Below are 22,997 nucleotides of genomic sequence, written 5' to 3'. Positions count from 1 at the left end.
ACGCCTTCCTCGGGCCTTTCTACACTGCCGCAAGTATCGGGGACCGGGGACAACGAATGAATCGCAATGAACTGCGCAAGGCTGACATCAACCTGATGGTGGTGTTCGAAACGCTGATGCTCGAACGCAACGTGACGCGGGTGGCAGAAAAGCTGTTTCTTGGCCAGCCGACCATCAGTGCGGCACTCAACCGATTGCGCACGATGTTCAACGATCCCCTGTTCATTCGGGTCGGTCATCGCATGGAACCGACGGCGCGGGCCGAGGAAATCATCCTGCACTTGTCGCCGGCGCTGGATTCATTGTCGGTGGCGTTGAGCCTGACCCACGACTTCGACCCGGCCAGCAGCACCATGACCTTTCGCATCGGTTTGTCGGACGACGTTGAGTTTGGTCTGCTGCCACCGCTGCTACGGGCCTTGCGCCAGGAAGCGCCCAAGGTGGTATTCGTGGTTCAGCATGTCGATTACTGGCGTATTCCCGACTTGCTGGCGTCCGGCGACATCACCGTAGGTATCAGCCAGACCCGCGGTTTGCCGGCCAATGCCAAGCGCAAGTTGTTGCGGCACATCCAACCGAGCATTTTGCGCGCCGATGCGTCCGACACGCCGCTGACCCTTGATGAATATTGCGCACGGCCACACGTATTGGTGTCACACACGGCCAACGTCAGTGGCTACGCCGATGAATGGCTCGCGGAGATTGGCCGCACGCGTCAGGTCGTGCTATCGGTGCCGCAATACAGCTCGTTGCCGGCCTTGCTTGCCGGCACCGACCTGATCGCCAGCCTGCCGGATTACGCCGCCGAGGCGATGGCCGCATCCGGTCAGTTGTTCTCAGAGCCCTTTCCGTTCAAGACCCCGACGCTGGACCTGTCGATGGTCTGGCTCAGCCACGTCGATACCGACCCGGCCGAACGCTGGTTGCGTTCAAGGCTGGAGGCGTTCATGAGTGAGCGCCATGAGTCGCCTCTCTGAAATGTGTCATGCGAGGGCGATGACTCATTCGGCCAGAGAGGCAAGTGATCAAGCCAGCGGAATATGGATTTCCTCTGACTGACACGCTTCCCCGATTTGCAACTTTTGATCTTCGGTGTAAGGCCGGCCATGCCGATCGATCAGAAAGAACACTTCGAATAAATATTGTTTTTTGTCGTGGCTGGCGCAACGAAAAGAGGCATTGGCTGGAAACAGTGATTTCAACTTTTCCAGATCCAGGGATTTACCCTGATACTGGTTGAACGCCTGATTGTATTTGACCACGCTGCGCAAATTCACAAAGTCCTCGAAATATTGAATTTGGCTGGTGCCATAGCAAGTGCCATGCTTTTTCCATTCATGTTTCATCAGTTTTTCGGGTGACTCGGTGACCATTTCAGAAAAATCGGGGTATGCCTGTGCCTGCTTCTGGTCCTTGTCGGTGAGCTCGCAAACGGCCCCGGCCTGATCACACCCGACTGACTTGGTGCAGAAAGAAGGGTGACGATTCGCCGATTGGTCGGTGCTCTTGTAATAGGGCCAGATACCGTGGGTGTTAAAGACGTTTTTTGGTTTGTCGCAACCTGCAGTGGTTGGATTCAATAGGCAGAACGTTGGTTGCCAGGTGACGGCATATGCGCGGTAGTCAAATTGAGCGCTAGGTGCTCCCTCCAGGCTTTCTTCACCTTGGTCCAGAGCGTGTGCACAGAGGGAGAGAACGGACAGGGCCATTGAGGCGTAAAGACGTTTCATCGTGTTCGATCCTTGATGTCGTAGTTTTCGGGTTACCTCCTCACTGCTTGAGAGGACGCTTGCAGTTTCAGCGTCATGATCAATTAACTGCGCACTTCTAAATTTCAGACCTGATCCAGAAACCCTAGTACATTACGTATCTTTGGGAAGTCCAACTGGATGTACGGTTATCGTCGTCATTTGTTGGGCTACTGCAATTCAATCAGGAGCCAAACCATGCCCCACCTGCACATGGAATATACCGCCAACCTGCCCGGACTGAATGCCGATCTGGCGTTGCTCCGGCTCAACAATACGTTGGTGGCTTCCGGTCAGTTTGCTGCGGAGTTCGACATCAAGAGTCGCGCCGTGAAGGTCCAGACGTTCAAGGTCGGCACCGCGTTGGCCGAGCGGGCATTCGTGCATGTGAAGCTGGCGTTGTTGAGCGGTCGCTCGCCGCAGATCAAAAAGCAGTTGTCCGAGAGTCTGCTGGCCGTGGTGCAGGACCTGTGTGAATGGCCGGCTGGTGTTGAAGTCCAGGTGTGTGTGGAGATCCTCGACATCGATCGAGAGTCCTACACCAAGACGGCCATTGGCCACTGAGTTTCAGGCCATTTCCTGCCCGGCACAGGCCTTGATCACTTGTTCGCGCAGCCAGGTGTTGGCGCTGTCCTGATCGGCGCCTTGGCTCCACAGCATGTCGAGGGTGAATCCCGGCAAGCCGTTGGGCGCTTCGCAGTGATTGAAGATCGACTCGTTGGCCAGCAATTGCTGGACACGGCGGGGCAGGGTCAGGATGAAGTCGGTGCCGGTGATCAATTTCAATGCCGCGCTGTAGCTGTTGGCGCGGGCGACAATCTGCCGTTTGTGCGCCTGCTGCGCCAGCCAACCGTCGACCATGTTGGTGGTGGAGGTCCACGGGGTGGGAAACACATGCCGGCGCTCGACGAACGCTTGCAAGCTTAAACGTGGCTGCAATGGCGTGGCGCGTTTGTCGAAGACGCAGACCAGATCATCTTCCAGCAGTTGTCGGGATTTGAAATCGCTGTGGCTGCGATGAAAGTGGGGGCCGAAGCAAATCACCAGGTCGAGGCTGCCCTCGCGCAATTCTTCCGCCGGGATGTCGGTTTCGAACTTGTGCATGTTGACCATCACTGGCAGGTCGGCGAAATCGAAGCTTTTCAACAGTCGCGGCAGGATCAACTGTTCGAAGTATTCCGGCGCGCAGATGTTGAACGTCACCGGTTGCAAGGTCGGGTCAAACGTCTGGGCGCCCGCATGGCACAAGTTGATGCTTTCGAGGATTTTCAGCACATGCGTGTACATGGTGCCGGCTTTGTAGGTGGGACGCATGCCCGTGCGGGTGTTGATGAACAACTCGTCTTCAAAACTGGTCCGCAGTTTTTTCAGGCAGTAACTGACGGTGGACTGACTGACGCAAAGCGCCTCTGACACACCGGTGACACTGCTTTGCTCATACACGGCGACAAACACCATGAGGTCCTGCATGTCTAGCTTTCTTAGCAAGTTACTGTTCAGCATCCGTTCTGTCTCGCTGTGCTCCTTGCGCTGACAGTGCGCAAACTTGTGCGAAAGATCCTAACGGAACGATGGTGCCAGGAGAATGCCCCGTAGGAAGTTTCACAGTCAGTTGTGGGACAGAAAATGTTCCGAACACGACTGACGCCATGTTCCCGAAGACCTTATGGTGGATTGTGCGTCAGTGAATGTGTCGAGCGTAATGCCGCGGATTGAAGCGCAACACCATCAGTATCATCAGCGCCATGACGCCGGTCAGGCACCACCAGGCCCATTCGAAGCTGCCCAGTCGATCGCGGACCATGCCGGCCATCAGAGGCGAGAGGCCGGCGATCAGGTAGCCGATGCCCTGCACGAAAGCTGTGAGTCCGCCAGCGCGTTGCGGGTTGTCCAGGTGATCGAGCGACACAATCAGGCTCATCGGGAACAGTCCGCCAATGCCCAGGCCCAACAGACACGGCCACAGTAAGCTCAAATACAGCGGGTCGAGAATCAGCCCACAGAAACCGGCCATGATCAGCGCCAGCAACACCACCAGCACCCTGCGCCGGTCGCGGCTGCGGTTGGCGATGGCGGGTGTGATCAGTCCGGACAACACTTCCATGGCCGTCAAAAAGCCCAGCAACAAACCGGCGTCTTGTTCACTCCAGCCTTTTTCCACGTAGTACGGTGCCAGCCAGGCCAACACACAGGTGTAGGACGCGGTGCCCAAGCCGAAGAAGATCGCGAGTAGCCAGGCGCGGGAATTGGCGAAGAAGGATTCGGTGCGGGATGCTGGCGCATTGAGTGTCGGCGTTCCCGGGCGCCCGGCCGTCCAGAACAGCAGCGCGACCACCGCCAATGCCGCCCAGATTGCCAGCCCCACGCGCCAACTGCCGGTGCGGGTCATCGCCAGCGGGGCAAACGATGCCGCCATCGCCGCGCCGCCCATGATCGACGTCACGTAGAGCCCCATGCCCATGGCGACGTTATCGCTGAAACGGGATTTGATCAGCGCCGGCATCAGTGCCTGAATCAGCGCAATGCCGATGCCGGCCAGCATGGCGCTGAGGATCAGTTCGACGGCCGAGTCGACGAACAGCCGCGACACCGTGGCCAGGCCAATGATCACCAGCGAAATCACCACGGTGCGCTGTTCCCCGAACCGTTGGCTGACCCTCAAGCCGAAGAACATCGCCAGCCCCATCGCCATGACCGGCAGCATCGTCAGCTGCGAGGCGAGGCTGAAACTCAACGGAATGTCTGCGCGGATGGCCGACAGCAACGGCCCGACAGCGGCCATCGAGGGGCGCAGGTTCAGGGCGACGAGAATGATGCTGACCATCAGCCAGAGGGCGGGGCGGGCAGTGGCGCGAACGTTTTCCATCAAGCGGACCTTGGATAATCAAGGGGCCGATTAAGCGCGCGAGGCTTGAAGGCGGCAAATCAGATAATCCGCACAGGCATTTAAAAATTAAATACCCGTGCCGCACCACAGATCCCCCTGTGGGAGCGAGCCTGCTCGCGATTACGGCGTATCAGTCGCCATGAATGTTGAATGTCAGTCCGCTATCGCGAGCAGGCTCGCTCCCACAGGGGATTTGGGGTGATTTGGGAATTGAATGTTTAGCCAAGCTGCACCCAAAGTTCTTCAAATCCCGATTTAACGACCTGACCTGCCGTGTGACGCTGCAATTCATCTGTTTTCTTCGGTTTTCGCTATGGACGGTTGTTCCGTCGCACTTCCCTCCGAATTAGCCTTTTGGGCGCTGTGGCACTGCCGTCACGCGCGTCCACCGGATTCCTGCCTTTCCCGTTGATTGTTCCTACGGGTCCTGCGCTGTGCGCCAGGATCGAATCGGCGACGCCTGCGCGTTCGCCTGACGCGGAAAAAGAGAATCCCCATGAGTCGTGCCACGAATTCCTTCGCTCCCCTGCAAGAAGCCCTGACCTTTCTCGAACAGAACCCGGATATCGAGATGTTCGAGTTATTCATCCTCGACAACAACGGCGTGCCCCGGGGCAAGTTGTTGCACCGCGATGAACTGCTGGCGGTCTACGAGAGCGGGCGGCCTTTGCCGAGCACCATCCTGGGCTTGACCATTAATGGTGATGATGTCGAGAACTCCGGCCTGGTCTGGGACGTCGGCGATATCGATTGCCGGGCGTACCCGATCAGCGGCAGCCTGACGCGCATGCCCTGGCGGCTGATGCCCACGGCAGCGGTGCAGGTCAGCATGCACCCGAAGGAAGGCCTGCCGGCGACGATTGCCGACCCCCGGCACTTGCTGGCGAAAGTGATCGAAGGCTTGCAGGCCGACGGCTATTACCCGGTCATGGCGGCGGAGCTGGAATTTTATTTGCTGGATCAGCAGCGCGACAACAACGGTCGGCCGCAGCCGGCACGGGATGTCGACGGCGGCCGGCCGCGTGGCACTCAAGTCTATGGTTTGCGTGAGCTGGAGCAGATAGAGCCGTTCCTGGCGGACCTCTACAACGCCTGCAAACTGCAGGGGATTCCGGCGCGCACAGCGATTTCCGAATACGCGCCGGGACAGGTGGAAATCACCCTCGAACACCGCACCGACGCCCTGCAGGCGATGGACGAAGCGGTGCGCTACAAACGGCTGGTCAAGGGCGTGGCGCACAAACACGGCATGACGGCCTGCTTCATGGCCAAACCGTTCGATGACCTGGCGGGCACCGGCATGCACATGCACGTCAGTCTTGCGGACAAGGAAGGCAACAACCTGTTCGCCAGCGAAGCCCCGGACGGCACGCCGCTGCTCAGACACGCGGTGGGCGGCATGCTCGGGACATTGCTCGATTCATTGTTGCTGTTCTGCCCGAACGCCAATTCCTACCGTCGATTCCAGACCAACAGTTACGCGCCGCTGGCGGCCACGTGGGGCGTGGACAACCGCACCGTGAGCCTGCGCGTGCCTGGCGGGCCGGCATTCTCCCGGCACATCGAACACCGCATCTGTGGCGCCGATGCCAACCCGTATCTGGCGGCCGCGGCGATCCTGGCCGGCATTCATCGCGGTATTCGCGAGCAACTCGACCCCGGTGCACCGGTGCAGGGCAATGGATACGCCCAGGCCACGAAATTGTTGCCGACCGATTGGCTGACCACATTGCGCGCGCTGGAAGGGTCGACCTGGGCGCGGGAGGCGTTCGGCGACGAATTCCTTGGCGTTTACCTGGCGGTGAAGCGCGCCGAATACCGACAGTTCATGGGCGAGGTAGGGGAGCAGGACTGGCGATGGTATCTGCACCAGGCCTGAACGAAGGCTGAATCTTCCTCAAATAAATACAAAGTTATGGGTTGAATTTTTGAGCAAACTATTCGTTGGCTTGATTTTCACAAAAAATTGATGGTTGACTGGTTACAGTTAGTGACGCCTCGGTCAATGAATTTTTCACATTGGCCGAAGACGCTTCTCTTCAGGACCCGCCGATCATTATGTTGAAACTCAAACCCGTGCGCCCCGAGTGGGTGACACTGATTGTCAGTGCCTTCTTACTAGCCGGCTTCAATTTAGTGCTTTGGCAGCACCTGTTTGAAATCACCGCATCCGATGGCAAGGGCCTTGTCATGCGCGTCGCGTTCGGCGCGATGGTTCTGGCGGCCTTCAACATTGTGCTGACCTTCATGGCGTTTCGGCGCGTGATGAAGCCGGTGTTGATATTGATGTTCATGATCAGCGCCGGGGTTGCGTATTTCATGAGCCAGTATGGCGTGCTGATTGACACCGGCATGTTGCGTAACTTTGCGCAAACCAACGCGACCGAAGTGCGTGACTTACTGTCGTTGAAGTTACTGGCCTATATTGTGTTGCTCGGTGTTTTGCCTTCATGGTTATTGTGGAAAACCCCGGTCAATTACCGGCGCTGGCACCGTGAATTGTTGAGTAAGGCGCTGGTGACTGTCGCCTCGGTCGCGGTGATCGGCGGTGTCGCGCTGGTGAATTATCAAGGCTTGTCCTCGCTGTTTCGCAATCACCATGAGCTGCGACTGATGGTGGTGCCAAGCAACTACATCGGCGCCTCGTTCGGCTATTTGCGTGAGCAAGTCGTCTCCGCGCGGCAGCCCTTCTTGAAAATCGGTGAAGATGCCCAACTCGATGCTTCATGGCAGGCCCATGGCCGTAAATCCCTGACGGTATTGGTGGTTGGCGAAAGTGCCCGGGCCGAGAACTTCGGCATCCTCGGTTATGCCCGCGACACCACACCCAAACTGAATAAAGAAGCTGGCCTGATTGCCTATACCGACGTGCACTCCTGTGGCACGGAAACAGCCGTCTCGGTGCCGTGCATGTTCTCGGACATGAACCGCAAGGACTACGACGCCAGCAAGGCGAAAAATGAAGAGGGCCTGCTGGACGTGCTCAAACGTGCCGGTCTGGACGTGATCTGGCGTGACAATCAGTCAGGCTGCAAAGGCACGTGCGACAGGGTCACCCTCGATGACGTCAGCAATCTGAAGGACCCGGTGTTGTGCGCCGACAGCGAATGCCGCGACGAAATACTCCTGCAAGGTATGCAGCACTTCATCGATAACCTGAATAAAGACACGGTCCTGGTCTTGCACCAGATGGGCAGCCACGGTCCGGAATACTTCAAGCGCTATCCGAAGGAGTTCGAACGCTTCACTCCGGTCTGTGAAAGCAATGCCCTGAACAATTGCAGTCGCGACAGTATCGTCAACGGCTATGACAACACGCTGGTCTACACCGACCACGTACTGTCGACCCTGATTGATCTACTGCGCAAAAACCAGGGCAAAGTGGACACCGCAATGCTTTATCTGTCGGATCATGGTGAGTCGCTGGGCGAATACAACCTGTACCTGCATGGCACGCCGTACGTGCTGGCGCCGGAACAACAGAAGCACGTAGCCATGCTCGCGTGGTTCTCCGACAACTATCAAAAGTCGTTCTCGGTCGACACCCAGTGCCTGCAACAGAATCGTGACAAGCCATTGAGCCAGGACAACCTGTTCCATTCGATGCTGGGCTTGCTGGCGGTCAACAGCAAGGTCTACGACAAGGGGCTGGATATGTTCGCGGGTTGCCGTGGGGTGGCTGACGGCGTGTTGGCTAAAAAGTGAGTGTATCGACCTTTTTCACGCACCGGCCGCTAACCAGCGGCCTGTAGTTCCTCCAACAAGAGTCATTGCACATGTCTGCGCAACCTCCATCAGCCATTGAACTTGAGTTCGCACGGCGCTACGACCAGGAACACACTCGCGTCTGTCTTCAGCCGCGACCGCGTGGCTTGGCGGGTCGCTGGGCGTTCTGGCGCGATGAGCAGTTGGTGCGCAGCGCGCTCAAGGTCGCCGGCGAGCCAGGCTTGATTCTGGATGTGGCTTGCGGTGCCGGGCGTTTCTGGCCGGTGTTGGCCGAGCACGCGAACCGCGTGATCCTCGCCTCCGATCCGTCGCAGGACATGCTCAATCACGCCCAGACTCACCATCCGCAGAGTCTGCTCAAGCGGATCAAGACCTTTCAGAGCTCGGCCTTCGACATTGGCTTGCCGGAGAATGCGGTCGACTGCATTTTTTGCATGCATCTGTTTCAAGACATCGATAGCGCCGAACATCGGTTGGCCATGCTCAAGGAATTCCATCGAGTCAGCCGCGACACGGTGATTGTGGCGGTACGGGTCGATGCGTATTTCAAGCTCCAGCGCTCGGGCGCGGTGGGTGCTCAGCCCCAGTATCTGGCCAGCAAGGCCGAGGTCGAAGCTGAATTCAAGCGTGCGGGATTCTGCTTGCTCAGCCATCAGGATTTCCTGCCGGGCTGCGCGCGGACGCGCGTCTATGTTTTGCGTAAGGCAGGCTAGCCTCCACTTGTCAGACATTTCTTGCCGTCTGGCAGGCCTTTTCGCTAAAGCTCTTGTTCAGTGGATGCGCGGAAATCGCCGGGGGCGATATATACTGCGCGCCATTCTTCAAGGGAGAGCCGTGTGGCCATCGATATTCACTGGATTCGCGACAACGAAAGCCTCGGTCAGTTTTGCGCCGAGTGGCAGCAACTGCCGTTCGTTGCCCTCGACACCGAATTCATGCGGGTCGACACCTTTTACCCGATCGCAGGCCTGCTGCAGATTGGCGATGGCGTACGCGCTTACCTGATCGACCCGCTGACCATCGATAACTGGCAGCCTTTGGCCGCATTGCTGGAAAACCCGGCGGTGGTCAAAGTCGTCCATGCGTGCAGTGAAGACCTCGAAGTCTTGTTGCGCCTGACCGGCAGTCTGCCGACGCCGCTGTTCGATACTCAACTGGCCGCCGCTTACTTGAACCTCGGTTTCTCCATGGGGTATTCGCGGTTGGTACAGGAGGTGCTCGGCATCGACCTGCCTAAGGGCGAGACCCGTTCCGACTGGCTGCAACGTCCGCTTTCCGACACCCAAATCAGCTACGCCGCCGAAGATGCCTTGCACCTGGCGGAAGTTTTCGTACAGCTTCGTCCGAAGCTTTCTGACGACAAATACGCCTGGGTCCTGGAAGACGGCGCTGAGCTGGTCGCCAACCTGCGCCGCGAGGTCGATCCGTACGAGGTCTATCGCGAAGCCAAACTGGCCTGGAAGCTGTCCCGCGCCCAACTGGCCGTATTGCGTGAACTCTGCGCCTGGCGTGAGCGTGAGGCTCGCGCCCGTGATTTGCCACGCAATCGCATCGTGCGTGAGCATTCGCTGTGGCCGTTGGCGCGGACTCAGCCGGACAACCTCGCAGCGTTGGCGAAAATCGAAGACATGCACCCGCGTACCGTGCGTCAGGACGGCGAATTTCTGCTTGATCTGATCAAGCGCTCTGGCAGTGTGTCGCCTGATCAGTGGCCGCCTGCGGTGCCGGAGCCTTTGCCGGTGGACGCTGCGGCGCTGGTCAAACAGCTGCGAGCGATCGGCCAGGCTGAAGCAGAGCGCCTGAACATTGCGCCGGAGCTGATGCTGCGCAAGAAAACCCTGGAAGCGCTGCTCAAGAGCGGCTATCCCAACGGTCCATACCAATTGCCTGATTCGCTGCGTGGCTGGCGCCGCGAATTGATGGGCCAGGCGCTGCTCGATAGCCTGGCCACCGCCGGAGAACAGCCTTGAAACGTATTTGTTCCATCTACCGAAGCCTGAAGAAAAACGAGATGTACCTCTATGTGCTCAAAAGCGATGCACTGGAGCGCGTCCCGGAAAGTCTGATGGCCGCTTTCGGCAAACCCCATCACGCTTTCGACCTGGTCTTGACCCCCGAGCGCAAACTGTCGCGCGAGGACATCACCGTGGTCCTGGAAAACCTTGAGAAGCAGGGTTACCACCTGCAAATGCCGCCGGCGGAAGACGAATACATCGAACACTTGCCGGAAGAGTTGCTGCGACGCAACGACCCGATGTGAGCCGCAGACAGGCGCTGTTCAGCGTCTGTGTGAAAAACTGGAATAATTTTTGGCAATGGCCAGGACGATGGGGGAATTCTCCGTCGGTGGCCGTGTGCACTGTTTTTGAAAGGTTTGAACCATGCGCGTTCTGATTGCTGAACACGATCACCCTGTTTATGCCCAATTGCTGCGTCAGGCCGCGCCTGAGCTGGAAGTGCTGACCAGCGGTGACTCCGCCGAACTGGCCCGCCAGGCCGCCGACTGCCCGATCTGGCTCGGCCAGCCGGACCTGCTGGCCACCCTGCTGCGTCAGGGCCATCAGCCGCAATGGCTGCAATCGACCTGGGCGGGCATCACGCCATTGTTGGCCGACGGCTTGCCGCGCCACTACCGCCTGACGCGTGCCGTGGGGATTTTTGGCCAGGTCATGGCCGAATACGTGCTGACCTACATGCTTGGCCACGAGCGCGAAGTGCTGCCGCGTCTGGTCAGCCAGGTCGAGCGCAAGTGGGACAGCCGTCAGGGTCAAAGCCTGGCGGGACGCAAAGTGTTGATCGTCGGCACGGGCGACATCGGCCGCACCGTCGCGCAATTTTTGCTGCCGTTTGGCGTCGAGTTATACGGCATCGCCAGCGAAGCCCGCGAGCAGGCGCCGTTTGTCGAAGTCGGCGCGCTGGCGGACTTGCCGCGTCTGGTCGGTGAAGTGGACTACGTGATCAACCTGCTGCCGAACACCCCCAATACCCATGACTTGTACGATGCGGCACTGTTCAAGCAGTTCAAGCCGACCGGGGTGTTCATCAACGTCGGGCGCGGTGTGGCGGTGGTCGATGCAGACCTGGTTGAGGCTTTGAAGGAAGGGCACCTGGCGGGTGCGGTGATCGACGTCTGCCGTCAGGAGCCGCTGCCGCAGCGCCATCCATTCTGGACTGCCTGGGGCTTGTTGCTCACAGGGCACAGTTCCGCGCCGACCTCACCACCGATGATGGTCAACCTGTTCGTCGAAAACTTGCGGGCGTATCAGGCGGGTGAAGCGCTGCGCGGGGAAGTGGATTTCAATCGCGGGTATTGAAATCACCACCCATCAAAAATGTGGGAGCGAGCCTGCTCGCGATAGCGGCATATCAGTCAGTTCCTCTGTCACTGATACACCGCCATCGCGAGCAGGCTCGCTCCCACATTGGTTTTGCAGTGTGGCTTAGAGGGTGAAATCGCCTTCTGCCGCCAGCTCGCTCAGCGGGCGGCGCGGGCTTGGTTCTTCACGGGCTTGCAGGTAATCGGCGAGCGTCGCCTTGTCACCCAGTTTGCCCACCGCTACCGCTGCGTGCAGCGCATAACCTTCAGGGATGTTCAGCTCCTTGCGGGTCAGTTCCTGATCGAAACCGGCCATGCCGTGGGTGTGCCAGCCGCTGATGCTTGCTTGCAGCGCCAGATGGCCCCATGCCGACCCAGTGTCGAAGGTGTGCCACAGGGCCGGGGTTTCTTCGGTGGCACCCGGCGCCGTGAAGGTGGTTTTCGAGATCACGATCACCAGCGCCGAGGCATGTTGTGCCCAGGAACGGTTGAATTCATTCAGCAAACCCAGATAACGCTCCCAGTTTGGCGTGTCGCGGCGCGCGTACAGGAATCGCCAAGGTTGCGAGTTGTATGCCGATGGCGCCCAGCGTGCCGCTTCGAAAAAGCTCAGCAGGGTTTCTTCCGGAATGGTTTCGCCGGTGAAGGCGCGGGGAGACCAGCGATCGGTGAACTGAGGATGGATCGCATAGTCGGCAACGCGTTGATTTGCACTCATCAAGAGATTCCTTGCAACATTTGAAAGTGAGGGTCGTCTGAAACCTGCGGGCGCAGTTGAGCTGGGCGTTAAGGTTTGTCGAGAGCCGGGCAGTTCACCTGAATGCAACGCGGTCGAGCGTTAATGGCATCCGGGCATGGCTCCTTGCGACTGGCAAAGCTACGTGGCGGCGCAAAAACTGACAAGCCCGTTCTACCGGCAGTCGCCAATGCTTGGCCCGCAGGGGCCTTGGCACTAGACTGGCGGCCTTTTCACCACCTGATATTGATGCTTGAGCCATGGCCGCCAAAGTCGAACCGTTCTGGATACGCAAAACCCTCGATCAACTCGATCAAGAGGAATGGGAATCGCTGTGCGATGGCTGTGGCCTGTGCTGCCTGCAAAAGCTCGAAGATGAAGACGATAACTCCGTCTATTACACACGTATCGCCTGCAAACTGCTGGACCTGAAAACCTGTCAGTGCACCGATTACCCGAACCGGCGCGACTTTGTGCCCGATTGTATCCAGCTCACGCCGGGCAAGGCTGACGAGTTCAAATGGCTGCCGCCAACCTGCGGCTATCGCCTGGTCAGCGAAGGCAAGGACCTGCCGCTTTGGCATCACCTGGTGTGCGGTGATCGCGATGCGGTGCACCACGAACGTATTTCCCAGTCCGGGCGCATGCTTGCCGAAGGCAGCGTGGCCGAAGACGACTGGGAAGATCATCTGATCTTCCGGGCGGGCTAAGCGCTTTCGGTTTTAACGTGTCACGAAGGAGTGTGTATGGCTGTGGGATTGCGCCGAGCGTTGGCCGTTGGGCTGTTGCTCCTGAGTTCGTCCGTGTGGGCGGCGAAGAAGGTCGATCTGGACTACCACGTGCGCCTGTTGCCGCAAAGTGACCAGGCTGAGGTGCGACTCACCCTGGCTAAGGGCTCTGCGGTGCGCAGCCTGGATTTTGACCTGGGCGATGGCAGTCTTTACAGCGACTTCAAGGCCGACGGCCAATGGCAACTCACCCCGGGCAAACCGGCGCGCGGTGTCTGGCGTCCGGCCGCCGACAAGGCCAGCCTGACCTACCGCGTGCGCATCAGTCACGGGCGCAAGAACGGCAGCTTCGACACCCGCATGACGCCGACCTGGGCGCTGATGCGAGGCGAAGACCTGGTGCCGCCCGCCAAACTCGATCAGCAGGACGGCATCGAACTGGTTTCACGCCTTGAATTCGAATTGCCCAACGGCTGGAAAAGCGTCGAGACCGCGTGGCCGCGAGTCGGCAAGAACAAGTTCCGCGTGGATAACGTCTCTCGACTGTTCGACCGGCCCACGGGCTGGATGCTCGCCGGTCACCTGGGCAGCCGTCGCACCCGGCTTGGCGAAACCGAAGTCACCGTGGCCTCGCCTCGGGGCCAGGGCATGCGCCGCATGGACGTGCTGACCTTGCTGACGTTTGTCTGGCCGCAAGTGCAGGCGGTGTATCCCCGCCATCCGACCAAGCTGCTGATCGTCGGCGCCAACGACCCGATGTGGCGCGGCAGTCTGGGCGCCCACGAATCGATCTACCTGAACTCACGCCTGCCGTTGGTGAGCGAAAGCGGCACCAGTGCGGTAGTGCGGGAGTTGGCGCAGGTGTTCGGGCGGATCAACGATCAACAGCGCAGCGACTGGATCAGCGAAGGGTTTGCCGAGTATTACGCCATCGAACTGGTGCGTCGCGCCGGCGGCATGAGTGATGAGCGGTATGAGGGATTGCAGAAGAAACTGGCCAGGGACGGCCAGAAAGTCACGACGTTACGGGGCGAGCAGATCAACCCGGCGCAGGTGTCGAAAGCGGTGCTGTTGCTGCAGGAGCTGGATCGCGAGATTCGCTTGAAAACCCGCAACAAGCGCTCGTTGGATGATGTATTGCGCGGGGCGATGCACCTGGAGAGTGTGGACACCAAGGAATTCGTCCAGCTCGCGGAAAGTGTGATCGGCGAGTCTTCCAAAGTCCTCGATACCGAGTTGCTGCAATAGAAAATCAAAAGATCGCAGCCTCGTTTCACTCGACAGCTCCTACATTGGAATGTGTATCCCTGTAGGAGCTGTCGAGTGAAACGAGGCTGCGATCTTTTTATCCTAAGAAGTCAAACCCCGGTTTCAGGCGATTTCAACGAATCGTTCCCGGTCACGGTAGCGGTTTTGGTCGCTGCCTCGGCATTGGCCTTCAACTGGTTCAACTCTTCACCGGCACGCTGAATCTTTGCCCGCACGTTGTTCATGTCCTGACGGCTCTTTTCCAGCAGGCTCTTGACCGAGCTGTGCCCGGTAATGCCACGGGCCAGTGCCACGCCGCCGATCGCCACTTGAATCAAGCCGAACACACCGCCGCGACGCAGCCCTTTACCCATCATCACCACGCCACCGGCCAGGGAGCCGATGCGCTCCCAACCCTGTACGTTCTGATCGGAATGAGTCTGGAACGGGGTGGATTCGATGCGTTCTACGCGTTTGAGTTCGTTCATGATCTGTCTCCTGGCGGAATCGCTGCTTCAAGAATAGATAGTTAAGCTGACTGCCAGGGCGGTCGGCTTGTTCCATCGAATGTCGGGTGATTCAGCGGAATTTCGATCCGGAACGGGTGTTGAGTCCCTTGGACATGCGGTCGTACAGCACGACGTTAACGGTGGCGGCGAGGTTCATGCAACCGGTGGTCGGGATATAGACCACGTCTTCGCACCAGTCGCGAATCTCTTTATCCAGCGAGCCGTCTTCCGGGCCGAAGATGTACAGCGCGCGATCCGGGTGCGTGTATTCCGGCAGCGAGCGAGCGCCTTCGACCAGCTCCACCGCGACGGGCACGCAGCCCAGGGGCAGGATTTTCTTCAGGTCGTCGATGCCGATCAGCGGAATGTCGTAGTGGACGCGCTTGGTGTCAGTGACAAAATCAGCGGCGCGCTCATAGCGCTTGCCGGTGTAGAACACGGACGCCACGCCATAGCAGCCGGCGGCGCGCATCACCGAGCCGACGTTTTCCGGTGATTTGGGGTTATACAAACCAATGCAGCTGTACCGTTTATCTGCCACGAGCGAGGTGCCTTCGGGGAAAAAACGGCGATTATACGGGGATTGGGGGAGGGCGGGCAGTGATCGTTCCCACGCTCTGCGTGGGAATGCCTCAACGGACGCTCCGCGTCCGGCTGTGAAGGGACGCGGAGCGTCCCGGGCTGCATTCCCACGCAGAGCGTGGGAACGATCAGCATCAGGCAACTAAAATTTCAGTCGTCTTTCTTCATCAACCCAGCCAACGCCGCAAACGGGTTGTGCGTCGCCTTGGCGATTTTCGGGCTGCTGAGCGAGCCTTCGTCGAAATACTGTTGGTCGGTGTACCGCGAGTGTTCGTTGTCATGGCAATACAGGCACAACAATTCCCAGTTCGAGCCGTCCTGCGGGTTGTTGTCGTGGTTGTGGTCGCGGTGGTGCACGGTCAGTTCACTCAGGCGTTTGCCAGAGAACTCGCGGGCGCAACGGCCACACACGTGCGGGTACATTTTCAGGGCCTTGTCGCGGTAACCCATTTCCTTGTCGCGCTGGTTGTCGGCAAGGATGCGGTCCAGCTTCGACGTGTTGGACGGAGGCGTTGACGAACTCATGGGTTCACCTTTGTAAAAGACTAATGACGGTATAGGAGCAGTTTAGCTCAGCCCTTGAGCTTCTCGGCAATCCAGATGGTGTGACGTGTGCCTTTGTTGCCGTGGGCGAAGACCTGGACTTCTTCGGCCTTGAAACCGGCCTTTTTCAGCTTGTCGGAAAACTGCCGGTCCGCACTTGCCGACCACACGGCCAGCACGCCTTTGGGCCGCAGCGCCTTGGCGCAAGCGCTCAAACCACCGGCGGAGTAGAGCCAGCTGTTGGCCTTCTGGGTCAAGCCTTCGGGACCGTTGTCGACGTCGAGCATGATCGCGTCGAAACCTTGTGGCTCGGCTTGCAGGACCTTGGCCACATCCTCCATGCGGATCACCGTCCTCGGGTCGAGCAGCGGATTCCCGGATTTCTCGCCCAGTGGACCACGGTTCCATTCCACAACGCCGGGCACCAGTTCGGCGACCACCACTTGCGCGGTCTTGCCCAAATGCTTGAGGGCCGAGGCGAGGGTGAAGCCCATGCCCAGGCCGCCAATCAGCACGCGCGAGTCGGGCCGGCCCGCCACCTTGCGGCACGGGATCTCGGCCAGGGCATCCTCGGAACCGTGCATGCGAGTGTTCATCAACTGCCCGCCATCGCCACCCTGGATCTTGATGACGAAATCCTCGCCATACTCGAACAGGCAAAGGGCGCCGCCGTTCTCGGGGATAGGGGCGGTGTCGAGCAGAACAAAACGTTTCATGGAAATCTCAAATTGGGGGAAGGCAAACAGAGGCAGTTGGGAGTAGCCTGCCAATGACAACAAGGCCAACGGAGCCATTGATGAAGCGCACCATTCTAACGGTCATTGCCTTGGCCGCGCTCTCGATAACTGCAGTGCAGGCCCAGCAATTGCAAACCCTTCCAACCAGCCCCGCGCCGCTGCCGGGGTCGCCCGGCACCGCAACACCTACGCCTTACCCGCAAATCACTCCGACGCCCCTGCCCAGGACCGGGCAGGGCAGCGGTGGTCCACCGTTGGTGCCGATCGAGATGCCCAGTCCGCCGACCAAGGATCAGCCGGTACCGGGCATTGAGCCCAACAACACAAAGGACAAGTCGCCCGGCGGTTAGATCTGCTGCGAGATCAGTTGCCCGTCGGCCATGCGCAAGCGTTTGGAGAGGGCGACGGCGAGGGCGCGGATAATCTTGGCGGCGATTTTCGGCGCCTCGTTGATCATCTTTTCCAGAGAGTCCTTGCCCAGGTTCAGCAGCTGGCAGTGACTGGCGGCCACGCAACTGGCCGAGCGCCGTTCACCATCGAGCACGGCCATTTCGCCGAACGAGCGACCGCTGCGCAAGGTGGCCATGGTCACCAGTTGCCCGTCGCCGTTAGTCTTCTGCACCGACACCTGGCCGGTATGGATGATGCACATGAAACTGCCAGCATCGCCCTCATGGAAAATCTCTTCGCCCTGGGCAATGGTGCTGATGCTGAAGTAGCCCGAAGCGGCCGCAAAGTCTGCCGGCAGCAATTGATCGAAAAGGCCGCAATCCATCAGCCAGTCGCGGATTTCGTTGTTCAGTAAGGTCGGTTCTGACATGTCGGCACGGTCTTTTTTTCTTGTGTCTGTCTGGTTCTGTTCAGGATCTGGACTCACCACAAACCCATTGTGGGAGCGGGCTTGCCCGCGATGACGGTGTCACAGCCAACGTTGATGTTGAGTCTGATTGCCTCATCGCGGGCAAGCCCGCTCCCACAAGGATATGCGTGTATCGGGTCCCGGCGTCTGGTCTTAAGACCAAAACGCCGGGCCAAGTTCCTCAGGCAATTCCCCAAACCTTGAAAACAAATGCGTATTCGAGTGCTACGTCACGCAATCCCTGATAACGGCCGCTCATCCCGCCGTGGCCAGCACCCAATTCGGTCTTGAGCAGCAGCGGATTATTGTCGGTCTTGGTCGCGCGTAATTTCGCCACCCACTTCGCCGCTTCCCAGTACTGCACGCGACTGTCGTTGTAGCCGGCAATCACCAGCATCGCCGGATAGGCTTGCGCGGTGACGTTTTCGTACGGGGCGTAGGCCTTGATCCGATCATAGACGTCCGGCTCTTCGGGATTGCCCCACTCGTCGTATTCGGTAACGGTCAACGGCAGGTCCGGGTCGAGCATGGTGTTGAGCACATCGACGAACGGCACCTCGGCAATCGCCGCGCCGAACAGGTCAGGACGCTGATTGAGCACCGCACCGATCAGCAAGCCACCGGCGCTGCCGCCGCTGATCGCCAATTGAGGGGGCGTGGTGAAACCGTTGGCGATCAAGTGTTCGGCACAGGCGATGAAATCGCTGAAGGTGTTGTGCTTGTGTTCCTGCTTGCCGGCGCGGTACCAGGCTTCGCCGAGCTCGCCGCCGCCCCGCACGTGAGCGATGGCAAACGCGACGCCGCGATCCAGCAGGCTCAAACGGGCGTGGGAGAACCACGGGTCGAGGCTTTCGCCGTAAGCGCCGTAGCCGTAGAGATATAGCGGTACAGGTTTTCCGAGTGCTTCACGTTTGACCACCAGGCTGATCGGCACCTGAGTGCCATCGGGCGCAGTGGCCCACAAGCGTTGGCTCACGTAGTCATCGGCGTCGAACGGACCCAGTACCGGGGTTTGCTTGAGGACGGTCTGTTCGCCGCTGGCCAGGTCCAGCTGGCGGATTTGCGCCGGACGGTTCAGCGCCTCGTACCGCAGGCGGATCTTGCCGCTGACAAACTCCAGGCTGTTCTGCACATGCAGGCTGTAAGCCGCATCCGGCAGTTGCACGCGGTAATGCGGCAGCTCCTGTGGGTGAACCTCGATGATTGGCAAGCCACCTTCACGCAGGCTCAGGGTCATCACGCCGAGGTTAAGGCTCATGCCCTCGATCATCGTGGTGTCGCTGTGGGGGATCAGGTTCTGCCAGTCGGCTTCGGTCGGCGCCATGCCGGTATCGACGGCGGTGTACAGGGCAAAATTGATACCGTCGCGGTTGGTGCGAATGAACCAGGTCCATTCACCGTTCAGCGTGCCGTGGTCGACGTCGTACTCATGGTCTTCCACCCGTGGCGCAATGCAGGTGAACGCCTGATGCGGCTGCGAGGCGTCGAGGACCCAGACTTCGCTGGTGGTCTTGCTGCCCAGCGACAACAGCAACTGCTGCTCGGAACTGGAACGGTAGCAATGCAGGAAGAACCGTCCGTCGGGCTCATTGAAGACTTCTTCGGCTGCGGTGCCGTCCAGTCGATAGCGCAACAGTTTGTGCGGACGGTGGGTGTCGTCCAGTTCGCCGAAAAACAGTGTCAGGCTGTCGTTGGCCCAGGTCATGCTGCCGTCGCAGTTCTGGAACTCCAGTTCGCTGACACGACCGCTGGATAATTCCTTCACGAACAGCGTGTAAATCTCATCGCCGGTGGAATCGATGCTGTAGGCCAGGCGTTGGTGGTCCGGGCTGATGCTGAACGCGCCGAGGGAAAAGAAGCCGCCCTTGGCCAGTTCGTTCGGGTCCAGCAGCAGTTGCTCCCGGGCTTCGTCGAGCTGCAGGCTGTCATCGGCCGGGCGAGGGCAGCGGTAATGGCGGGCGTATTCGTCACCGGCCGTGGTGCGGGTGTAATACAGGTATGGGCCCCAAGGGGAGGGCAGCGACAGGTCGGTTTCGAGAATCCGGCCCTTGATCTCTTCGAACAGGGTTTCGCGCAGCCCGGCCTGATCGGCGGTTTGCGCCTCTTGATAGCTGTTTTCAGCCTGGAGGTAGTCGAGCACCGCGTCGGTGTCGCGCTCCTGCAGCCAGGCATACGGATCATCCCCGTTGGCCTTGCGGGCAATGGGCGCGTCGGAAACGTTGACGGATAGGGGCATGAAGGGCTCTCGGGCGTTGTACGAAATAGGGTTTTGCAGGCGCAATGCAAATCTTGATGTCTCGGTCGGCCTTGTGTCTTGACCGACTGGCATTGGGACAAGCCTGATGTGCGAAAAGTCGTTACTATAAGCGCCTCTTTGCCTGCCTTGCCATGGACACCATGACCGAGAACGACTATCTGATCGCTTGGGGCCTCTACGCCTTTGCCGCTTTAGGCTGCCTGCTGGTGTGGATGCGCATGACCCGCTGGATGTGGCGCTGGTTGCGTGAGCCGCTGCAACTGTTGGTCGCCGTGCTGCTGTTCAGCCCGACCATCATCGACCCGGTGAAGGAAAAAGTGGCTCCGGCCATCGCCATCACCACGCTGGACCTGGCTTTCAAGGTCGGCAACAACGCCTGGCGCGCGATTTCTGACCTGTTGATGTACGCCATGATCGCTTTCGGCCTTTACCTGGTGGTCGTGGCGATCCGTTTTCCGATCGAACGCGCGTCCAGGGCTCGCAAGGAACAGGCGGCTGCCGCCAAGGCCGCGGCCCGGGCCGACGAACCGGAAGACGATCAGCCCTTCGGCGGGGCTGGCGATGATCGGTACGGTCGTCCACCCGTTCCGAGCAACCCTCAGCGTTTGCGGGTCGAACCGCGTTTGTAATCCGGCCTTGAAGCGAGAATCCGAGCATGTGTGAGTTATTGGGCATGAGCGCCAATGTGCCGACCGATATCGTGTTCAGCTTCACCGGGCTGATGCAGCGCGGCGGCCGCACCGGTCCGCACCGTGATGGTTGGGGCATCGCCTTCTACGAGGGACGTGGCCTGCGGCTATTCCAGGACCCGGCCGCAAGCTGCGAGTCGGAAGTCGCCAACCTGGTGCAACGCTATCCGATCAAGAGTGAAGTGGTGATCGGCCACATTCGCCAGGCCAATGTCGGCAAGGTTTGCCTGTCCAACACCCATCCGTTCGTGCGGGAACTGTGGGGGCGCAACTGGTGTTTCGCCCACAACGGTCAGTTGGCCGATTTCAATCCGACCGCCAGCTTCTATCGTCCGGTCGGCGATACCGACAGTGAAGCGGCATTCTGCGATCTGCTCAACCGTGTTCGTGCAGCGTTCCCGGAGCCGGTTGAAGTCGAAGATTTGTTGCCGGACCTGGTGGCCGCCTGCGCCGAGTACCGCAGCAAAGGCGTATTCAACTGCCTGCTCAGCGACGGTGACTGGTTGTTCTGCTATTGCTCAACCAAATTGGCACAGATCACCCGTCGTGCGCCTTTCGGCCCGGCGCGTCTGAAAGATGTCGATGTGATCGTCGATTTCCAGGCCGAAACCACGCCCAACGACGTGGTCACGGTGATCGCCACCGAACCTCTCACCGAAAACGAAACCTGGACCCGCTACGAACCGGGCCAATGGAGCCTCTGGCGACGCGGCGAATGCGTCAGCCAAGGCAAGACCGAATAAGGACTCACCCCTCATGTTGCTCAGTTATCTACGGCTGGTGTTGTTTGCGGCGGGCCTGTTGATTGGCGTTCAGGTGCCGGGGTTTATCAGCGATTACGCGAAACGGGTCGAAGCGCATCTGATCGAGGCCCAGACCGGCTTGAATGGTTTCCAGGGCACGGCCAATGAGTTCTTCAAGGGCGATATGCAGGCGCTGGTCGCTCATTATCGTGAAAGCGAAGACCCGATCTTTCGCAGCGACGCCGACAGCCTGAGCACCATGCTCACCCGCCAGCTGGCGCTCGACAAGCAGTTCCAGGCCATGCAGGGCCCGTGGTACATCCGCTTCCTGCAAGTGGCGCTGGCCGCTGACCCGGATATTCGCAAGGAAACCTGGTACGGCTACAGCTACCAGATCCTGCTGACGCCGGAAGCGATGATCTGGGGCATGAGCGGCGCGTTGCTGTTGTCGTTCGGGATTGAATGCCTGTTCCGTCTGATCGACTGGGTGGTGCTGGGCGGCAAACGCCTGCGCCAGAGCCGGCCGATCGTAGACCGGGATGTGCGTGGCCTCTAGGCCGATGATCGTTCCCACGCTTTGCGTGGGAATGCAGCCCGGGACGCTCCGCGTCCCATCCAAAGCCGAACGCGGAGCGTCCGTTGAGGCGTTACCACGCAGAGCGTGGGAACGATCATCTTCAACGACTCAACGTGATGTACTCCTCGCCCACCTTCTGCGCATACCCCTCCAGCACGTGCTGACACAGCGTCACAATCTCCTCGACCCATTCCACCCCAACCCGCCACGACACCACCACCTGCAAATTCGGTGGCCGTTGATCGATGGCCAGCAAGGTCAGTTCCCCCCGCGCCAGCTCCTCGGCCACCAATACCGGCGGCAATGCGCCAATGCCAAATCCGTCGCGCAGCAACCGGGTAATCGCCGACACCGAATTCACGCAATTGAGCCGGGGCGTCAGTATCCCGTTCGCCTGCATCAGGCTCAGGATGTCCTGATGCGGATGGGAGTTTTTCGAGTAAGTAATGATCCGTTCGCGCGCTAGGTCGGCAATGCCTGAATACTCGCGGTTGTAGATCGAGCTGCTTGCCACGATCCAGCCCATCGGGTGGCTCGCCAGCTCCAGGCTGCGCACGCTTTCCTGGCGCATCAGGTCAGTCTGCAGGATCAGATCGAGGAAGCCTTTTTGCAGCTGATCGCAGAGGTTCAGCGCGGTATCGGCTACGAGTTCGATTTCCACCAATGGGTAGTGATCCATCATCTGCGCCACCAACGGACTCAGCCAGGTGTGGATCACCGTGTCCATCACGCCAATCCGCACACGCCCGACTTTGCTCGAGCGCGTCTCGATCGACTGCTTCAGCGCCTGCATGGTGTCCATCATCTGCTCGGCGTATTCGAGCACTTTCAAGCCTTCGGGCGTCAGGCTCACACCGCGAGAATCGCGCAGGAACAGCTTCACGCCGAGCTCGCCTTCGAGCACCGCGATTCGGCTGGAAATCGACGCCTGGGTGGTGAACAGCTTGTCGGCCGTCAGGCGAAAACTCTTGAGGCGGGCGACCCAGACAAAGGTCTCAAGAAACTTCAGGTTCATGGGATAAAGTTTTTCTTATGTCTAGGGCGGGGTTTTATTAGTTGGACGCAGCAGGGCCGGCAGCCCAAAAATCAGGCCATCCGGTTCCCACGATAGG

General features: G+C 59.4%; 25 protein-coding genes. 14 read left to right on the top strand and 11 right to left on the bottom strand.

What is annotated here, in order from left to right; all coding sequences use genetic code 11:
- Nucleotides 1-56: 56 nt before the first annotated feature.
- Nucleotides 57-977, top strand: coding sequence for a LysR family transcriptional regulator (locus tag HNR03_RS05390; protein WP_259151435.1), 921 nt, complete (start codon nucleotides 57-59; stop codon nucleotides 975-977).
- A gap of 48 nt (nucleotides 978-1,025) precedes the next feature.
- Here the strand turns inward: HNR03_RS05390 and HNR03_RS05385 are convergent, their stop codons facing one another.
- Nucleotides 1,026-1,730, bottom strand: a complete 705-nt coding sequence (locus HNR03_RS05385; protein WP_259151434.1) for a ribonuclease T2 family protein — start codon at nucleotides 1,728-1,730, stop codon at nucleotides 1,026-1,028.
- A gap of 216 nt (nucleotides 1,731-1,946) precedes the next feature.
- Between HNR03_RS05385 and HNR03_RS05380 the strand changes: the two genes are divergently transcribed.
- Entirely contained in the window at nucleotides 1,947-2,312 is a 366-nt protein-coding gene (locus tag HNR03_RS05380) for a 5-carboxymethyl-2-hydroxymuconate Delta-isomerase (RefSeq protein WP_259151432.1), read from the top strand.
- A gap of 3 nt (nucleotides 2,313-2,315) precedes the next feature.
- Here HNR03_RS05380 and HNR03_RS05375 read toward each other — a convergent pair whose 3' ends face one another.
- The gene (locus HNR03_RS05375) at nucleotides 2,316-3,251 is read right to left on the bottom strand and encodes a LysR family transcriptional regulator (RefSeq protein WP_259151430.1); all 936 of its coding nucleotides are present in this window, start codon (nucleotides 3,249-3,251) and stop codon (nucleotides 2,316-2,318) included.
- A 178-nt stretch (nucleotides 3,252-3,429) separates the two neighbouring features.
- A complete protein-coding gene (locus HNR03_RS05370; protein WP_259151427.1) occupies nucleotides 3,430-4,614 on the bottom strand; it encodes a cyanate transporter in 1,185 nt (394 codons plus the stop codon).
- Nucleotides 4,615-5,131: 517 nt separating this feature from the next.
- Between HNR03_RS05370 and HNR03_RS05365 the strand changes: the two genes are divergently transcribed.
- The 6 genes from HNR03_RS05365 to HNR03_RS05340 all read left to right on the top strand — a co-directional run bounded on the left by HNR03_RS05365 (nucleotide 5,132) and on the right by HNR03_RS05340 (nucleotide 11,675).
- The gene (locus tag HNR03_RS05365) at nucleotides 5,132-6,514 is read left to right on the top strand and encodes a glutamine synthetase family protein (RefSeq protein ID WP_259151426.1); all 1,383 of its coding nucleotides are present in this window, start codon (nucleotides 5,132-5,134) and stop codon (nucleotides 6,512-6,514) included.
- Nucleotides 6,515-6,693: 179 nt separating this feature from the next.
- Entirely contained in the window at nucleotides 6,694-8,340 is a 1,647-nt protein-coding gene (locus tag HNR03_RS05360; RefSeq protein ID WP_259151421.1) for a phosphoethanolamine transferase, read from the top strand.
- 71 nt (nucleotides 8,341-8,411) lie between these two features.
- Complete coding sequence (locus HNR03_RS05355; RefSeq protein WP_222590189.1) at nucleotides 8,412-9,074, top strand: class I SAM-dependent methyltransferase; 663 nt, start codon at nucleotides 8,412-8,414, stop codon at nucleotides 9,072-9,074.
- Between the two features lie 123 nt (nucleotides 9,075-9,197).
- Nucleotides 9,198-10,331, top strand: a complete 1,134-nt coding sequence (gene rnd / locus HNR03_RS05350; protein WP_222590190.1) for a ribonuclease D — start codon at nucleotides 9,198-9,200, stop codon at nucleotides 10,329-10,331.
- On the top strand, nucleotides 10,328-10,621 hold the full coding sequence (locus HNR03_RS05345; RefSeq protein WP_007898694.1) for a YcgL domain-containing protein: 294 nt from the start codon (nucleotides 10,328-10,330) through the stop codon (nucleotides 10,619-10,621). The genes rnd and HNR03_RS05345 overlap by 4 nt, the downstream gene beginning before the upstream one ends.
- 121 nt (nucleotides 10,622-10,742) lie before the next feature.
- On the top strand, nucleotides 10,743-11,675 hold the full coding sequence (locus HNR03_RS05340; RefSeq protein ID WP_259151407.1) for a D-2-hydroxyacid dehydrogenase: 933 nt from the start codon (nucleotides 10,743-10,745) through the stop codon (nucleotides 11,673-11,675).
- Nucleotides 11,676-11,801: 126 nt separating this feature from the next.
- Here HNR03_RS05340 and HNR03_RS05335 read toward each other — a convergent pair whose 3' ends face one another.
- Nucleotides 11,802-12,395: a nitroreductase family protein gene (locus HNR03_RS05335; protein ID WP_222590192.1), complete on the bottom strand. Its 594-nt coding sequence runs from the start codon at nucleotides 12,393-12,395 to the stop codon at nucleotides 11,802-11,804.
- Between the two features lie 278 nt (nucleotides 12,396-12,673).
- Here HNR03_RS05335 and HNR03_RS05330 point away from each other — a divergent pair, with 278 nt between their 5' ends.
- The gene (locus HNR03_RS05330; protein WP_007898698.1) at nucleotides 12,674-13,123 is read left to right on the top strand and encodes a YcgN family cysteine cluster protein; all 450 of its coding nucleotides are present in this window, start codon (nucleotides 12,674-12,676) and stop codon (nucleotides 13,121-13,123) included.
- A 36-nt stretch (nucleotides 13,124-13,159) separates the two neighbouring features.
- Nucleotides 13,160-14,389, top strand: coding sequence for a hypothetical protein (locus HNR03_RS05325; protein WP_259151395.1), 1,230 nt, complete (start codon nucleotides 13,160-13,162; stop codon nucleotides 14,387-14,389).
- Between the two features lie 110 nt (nucleotides 14,390-14,499).
- Here HNR03_RS05325 and HNR03_RS05320 read toward each other — a convergent pair whose 3' ends face one another.
- The 4 genes from HNR03_RS05320 to HNR03_RS05305 form a co-directional block, all read right to left on the bottom strand.
- A complete protein-coding gene (locus tag HNR03_RS05320; protein WP_222590194.1) occupies nucleotides 14,500-14,877 on the bottom strand; it encodes a DUF2892 domain-containing protein in 378 nt (125 codons plus the stop codon).
- Nucleotides 14,878-14,968: 91 nt separating this feature from the next.
- Complete coding sequence (locus HNR03_RS05315; RefSeq protein WP_090181306.1) at nucleotides 14,969-15,439, bottom strand: RNA methyltransferase; 471 nt, start codon at nucleotides 15,437-15,439, stop codon at nucleotides 14,969-14,971.
- Nucleotides 15,440-15,630: 191 nt separating this feature from the next.
- Complete coding sequence (locus HNR03_RS05310; protein ID WP_090181308.1) at nucleotides 15,631-16,005, bottom strand: YajD family HNH nuclease; 375 nt, start codon at nucleotides 16,003-16,005, stop codon at nucleotides 15,631-15,633.
- Between the two features lie 47 nt (nucleotides 16,006-16,052).
- Nucleotides 16,053-16,739, bottom strand: a complete 687-nt coding sequence (locus HNR03_RS05305; protein ID WP_259151389.1) for a spermidine synthase — start codon at nucleotides 16,737-16,739, stop codon at nucleotides 16,053-16,055.
- Nucleotides 16,740-16,819: 80 nt separating this feature from the next.
- Here HNR03_RS05305 and HNR03_RS05300 point away from each other — a divergent pair, with 80 nt between their 5' ends.
- Nucleotides 16,820-17,110 (top strand): hypothetical protein, encoded by a 291-nt coding sequence (locus HNR03_RS05300; protein WP_259151387.1) that lies wholly within the window; start codon nucleotides 16,820-16,822, stop codon nucleotides 17,108-17,110.
- On the opposite strand, the gene HNR03_RS05295 is transcribed toward HNR03_RS05300, so the two are convergent.
- Together HNR03_RS05295 and HNR03_RS05290 are read right to left on the bottom strand one after the other, a co-directional pair.
- Complete coding sequence (locus HNR03_RS05295; protein ID WP_222590197.1) at nucleotides 17,107-17,580, bottom strand: cyclic nucleotide-binding domain-containing protein; 474 nt, start codon at nucleotides 17,578-17,580, stop codon at nucleotides 17,107-17,109. The genes HNR03_RS05300 and HNR03_RS05295 overlap by 4 nt on opposite strands.
- A 220-nt stretch (nucleotides 17,581-17,800) precedes the next feature.
- A complete protein-coding gene (locus HNR03_RS05290) occupies nucleotides 17,801-19,855 on the bottom strand; it encodes a S9 family peptidase (protein ID WP_259151385.1) in 2,055 nt (684 codons plus the stop codon).
- 152 nt (nucleotides 19,856-20,007) lie between these two features.
- On the opposite strand from HNR03_RS05290, the gene HNR03_RS05285 reads away from it, so the two are divergent.
- Genes HNR03_RS05285 through HNR03_RS05275 form a run of 3 tightly spaced genes read left to right on the top strand, consistent with a single transcriptional unit; the run spans nucleotide 20,008 to nucleotide 21,864 of the window.
- Complete coding sequence (locus tag HNR03_RS05285; RefSeq protein WP_222590199.1) at nucleotides 20,008-20,505, top strand: MFS transporter; 498 nt, start codon at nucleotides 20,008-20,010, stop codon at nucleotides 20,503-20,505.
- Between the two features lie 26 nt (nucleotides 20,506-20,531).
- On the top strand, nucleotides 20,532-21,308 hold the full coding sequence (locus HNR03_RS05280; RefSeq protein WP_090181320.1) for a class II glutamine amidotransferase: 777 nt from the start codon (nucleotides 20,532-20,534) through the stop codon (nucleotides 21,306-21,308).
- A 13-nt stretch (nucleotides 21,309-21,321) separates the two neighbouring features.
- Nucleotides 21,322-21,864: a DUF2937 family protein gene (locus HNR03_RS05275; protein WP_222590200.1), complete on the top strand. Its 543-nt coding sequence runs from the start codon at nucleotides 21,322-21,324 to the stop codon at nucleotides 21,862-21,864.
- 121 nt (nucleotides 21,865-21,985) lie between these two features.
- Here HNR03_RS05275 and HNR03_RS05270 read toward each other — a convergent pair whose 3' ends face one another.
- On the bottom strand, nucleotides 21,986-22,900 hold the full coding sequence (locus tag HNR03_RS05270; protein ID WP_259151380.1) for a LysR family transcriptional regulator: 915 nt from the start codon (nucleotides 22,898-22,900) through the stop codon (nucleotides 21,986-21,988).
- Nucleotides 22,901-22,997 lie beyond the last annotated feature (97 nt).

The organism is Pseudomonas sp. JAI111, assembly GCF_024809425.1.
GTDB lineage: Bacteria > Pseudomonadota > Gammaproteobacteria > Pseudomonadales > Pseudomonadaceae > Aquipseudomonas.
This window is presented reverse-complemented; position numbering and strand designations above follow the sequence as displayed.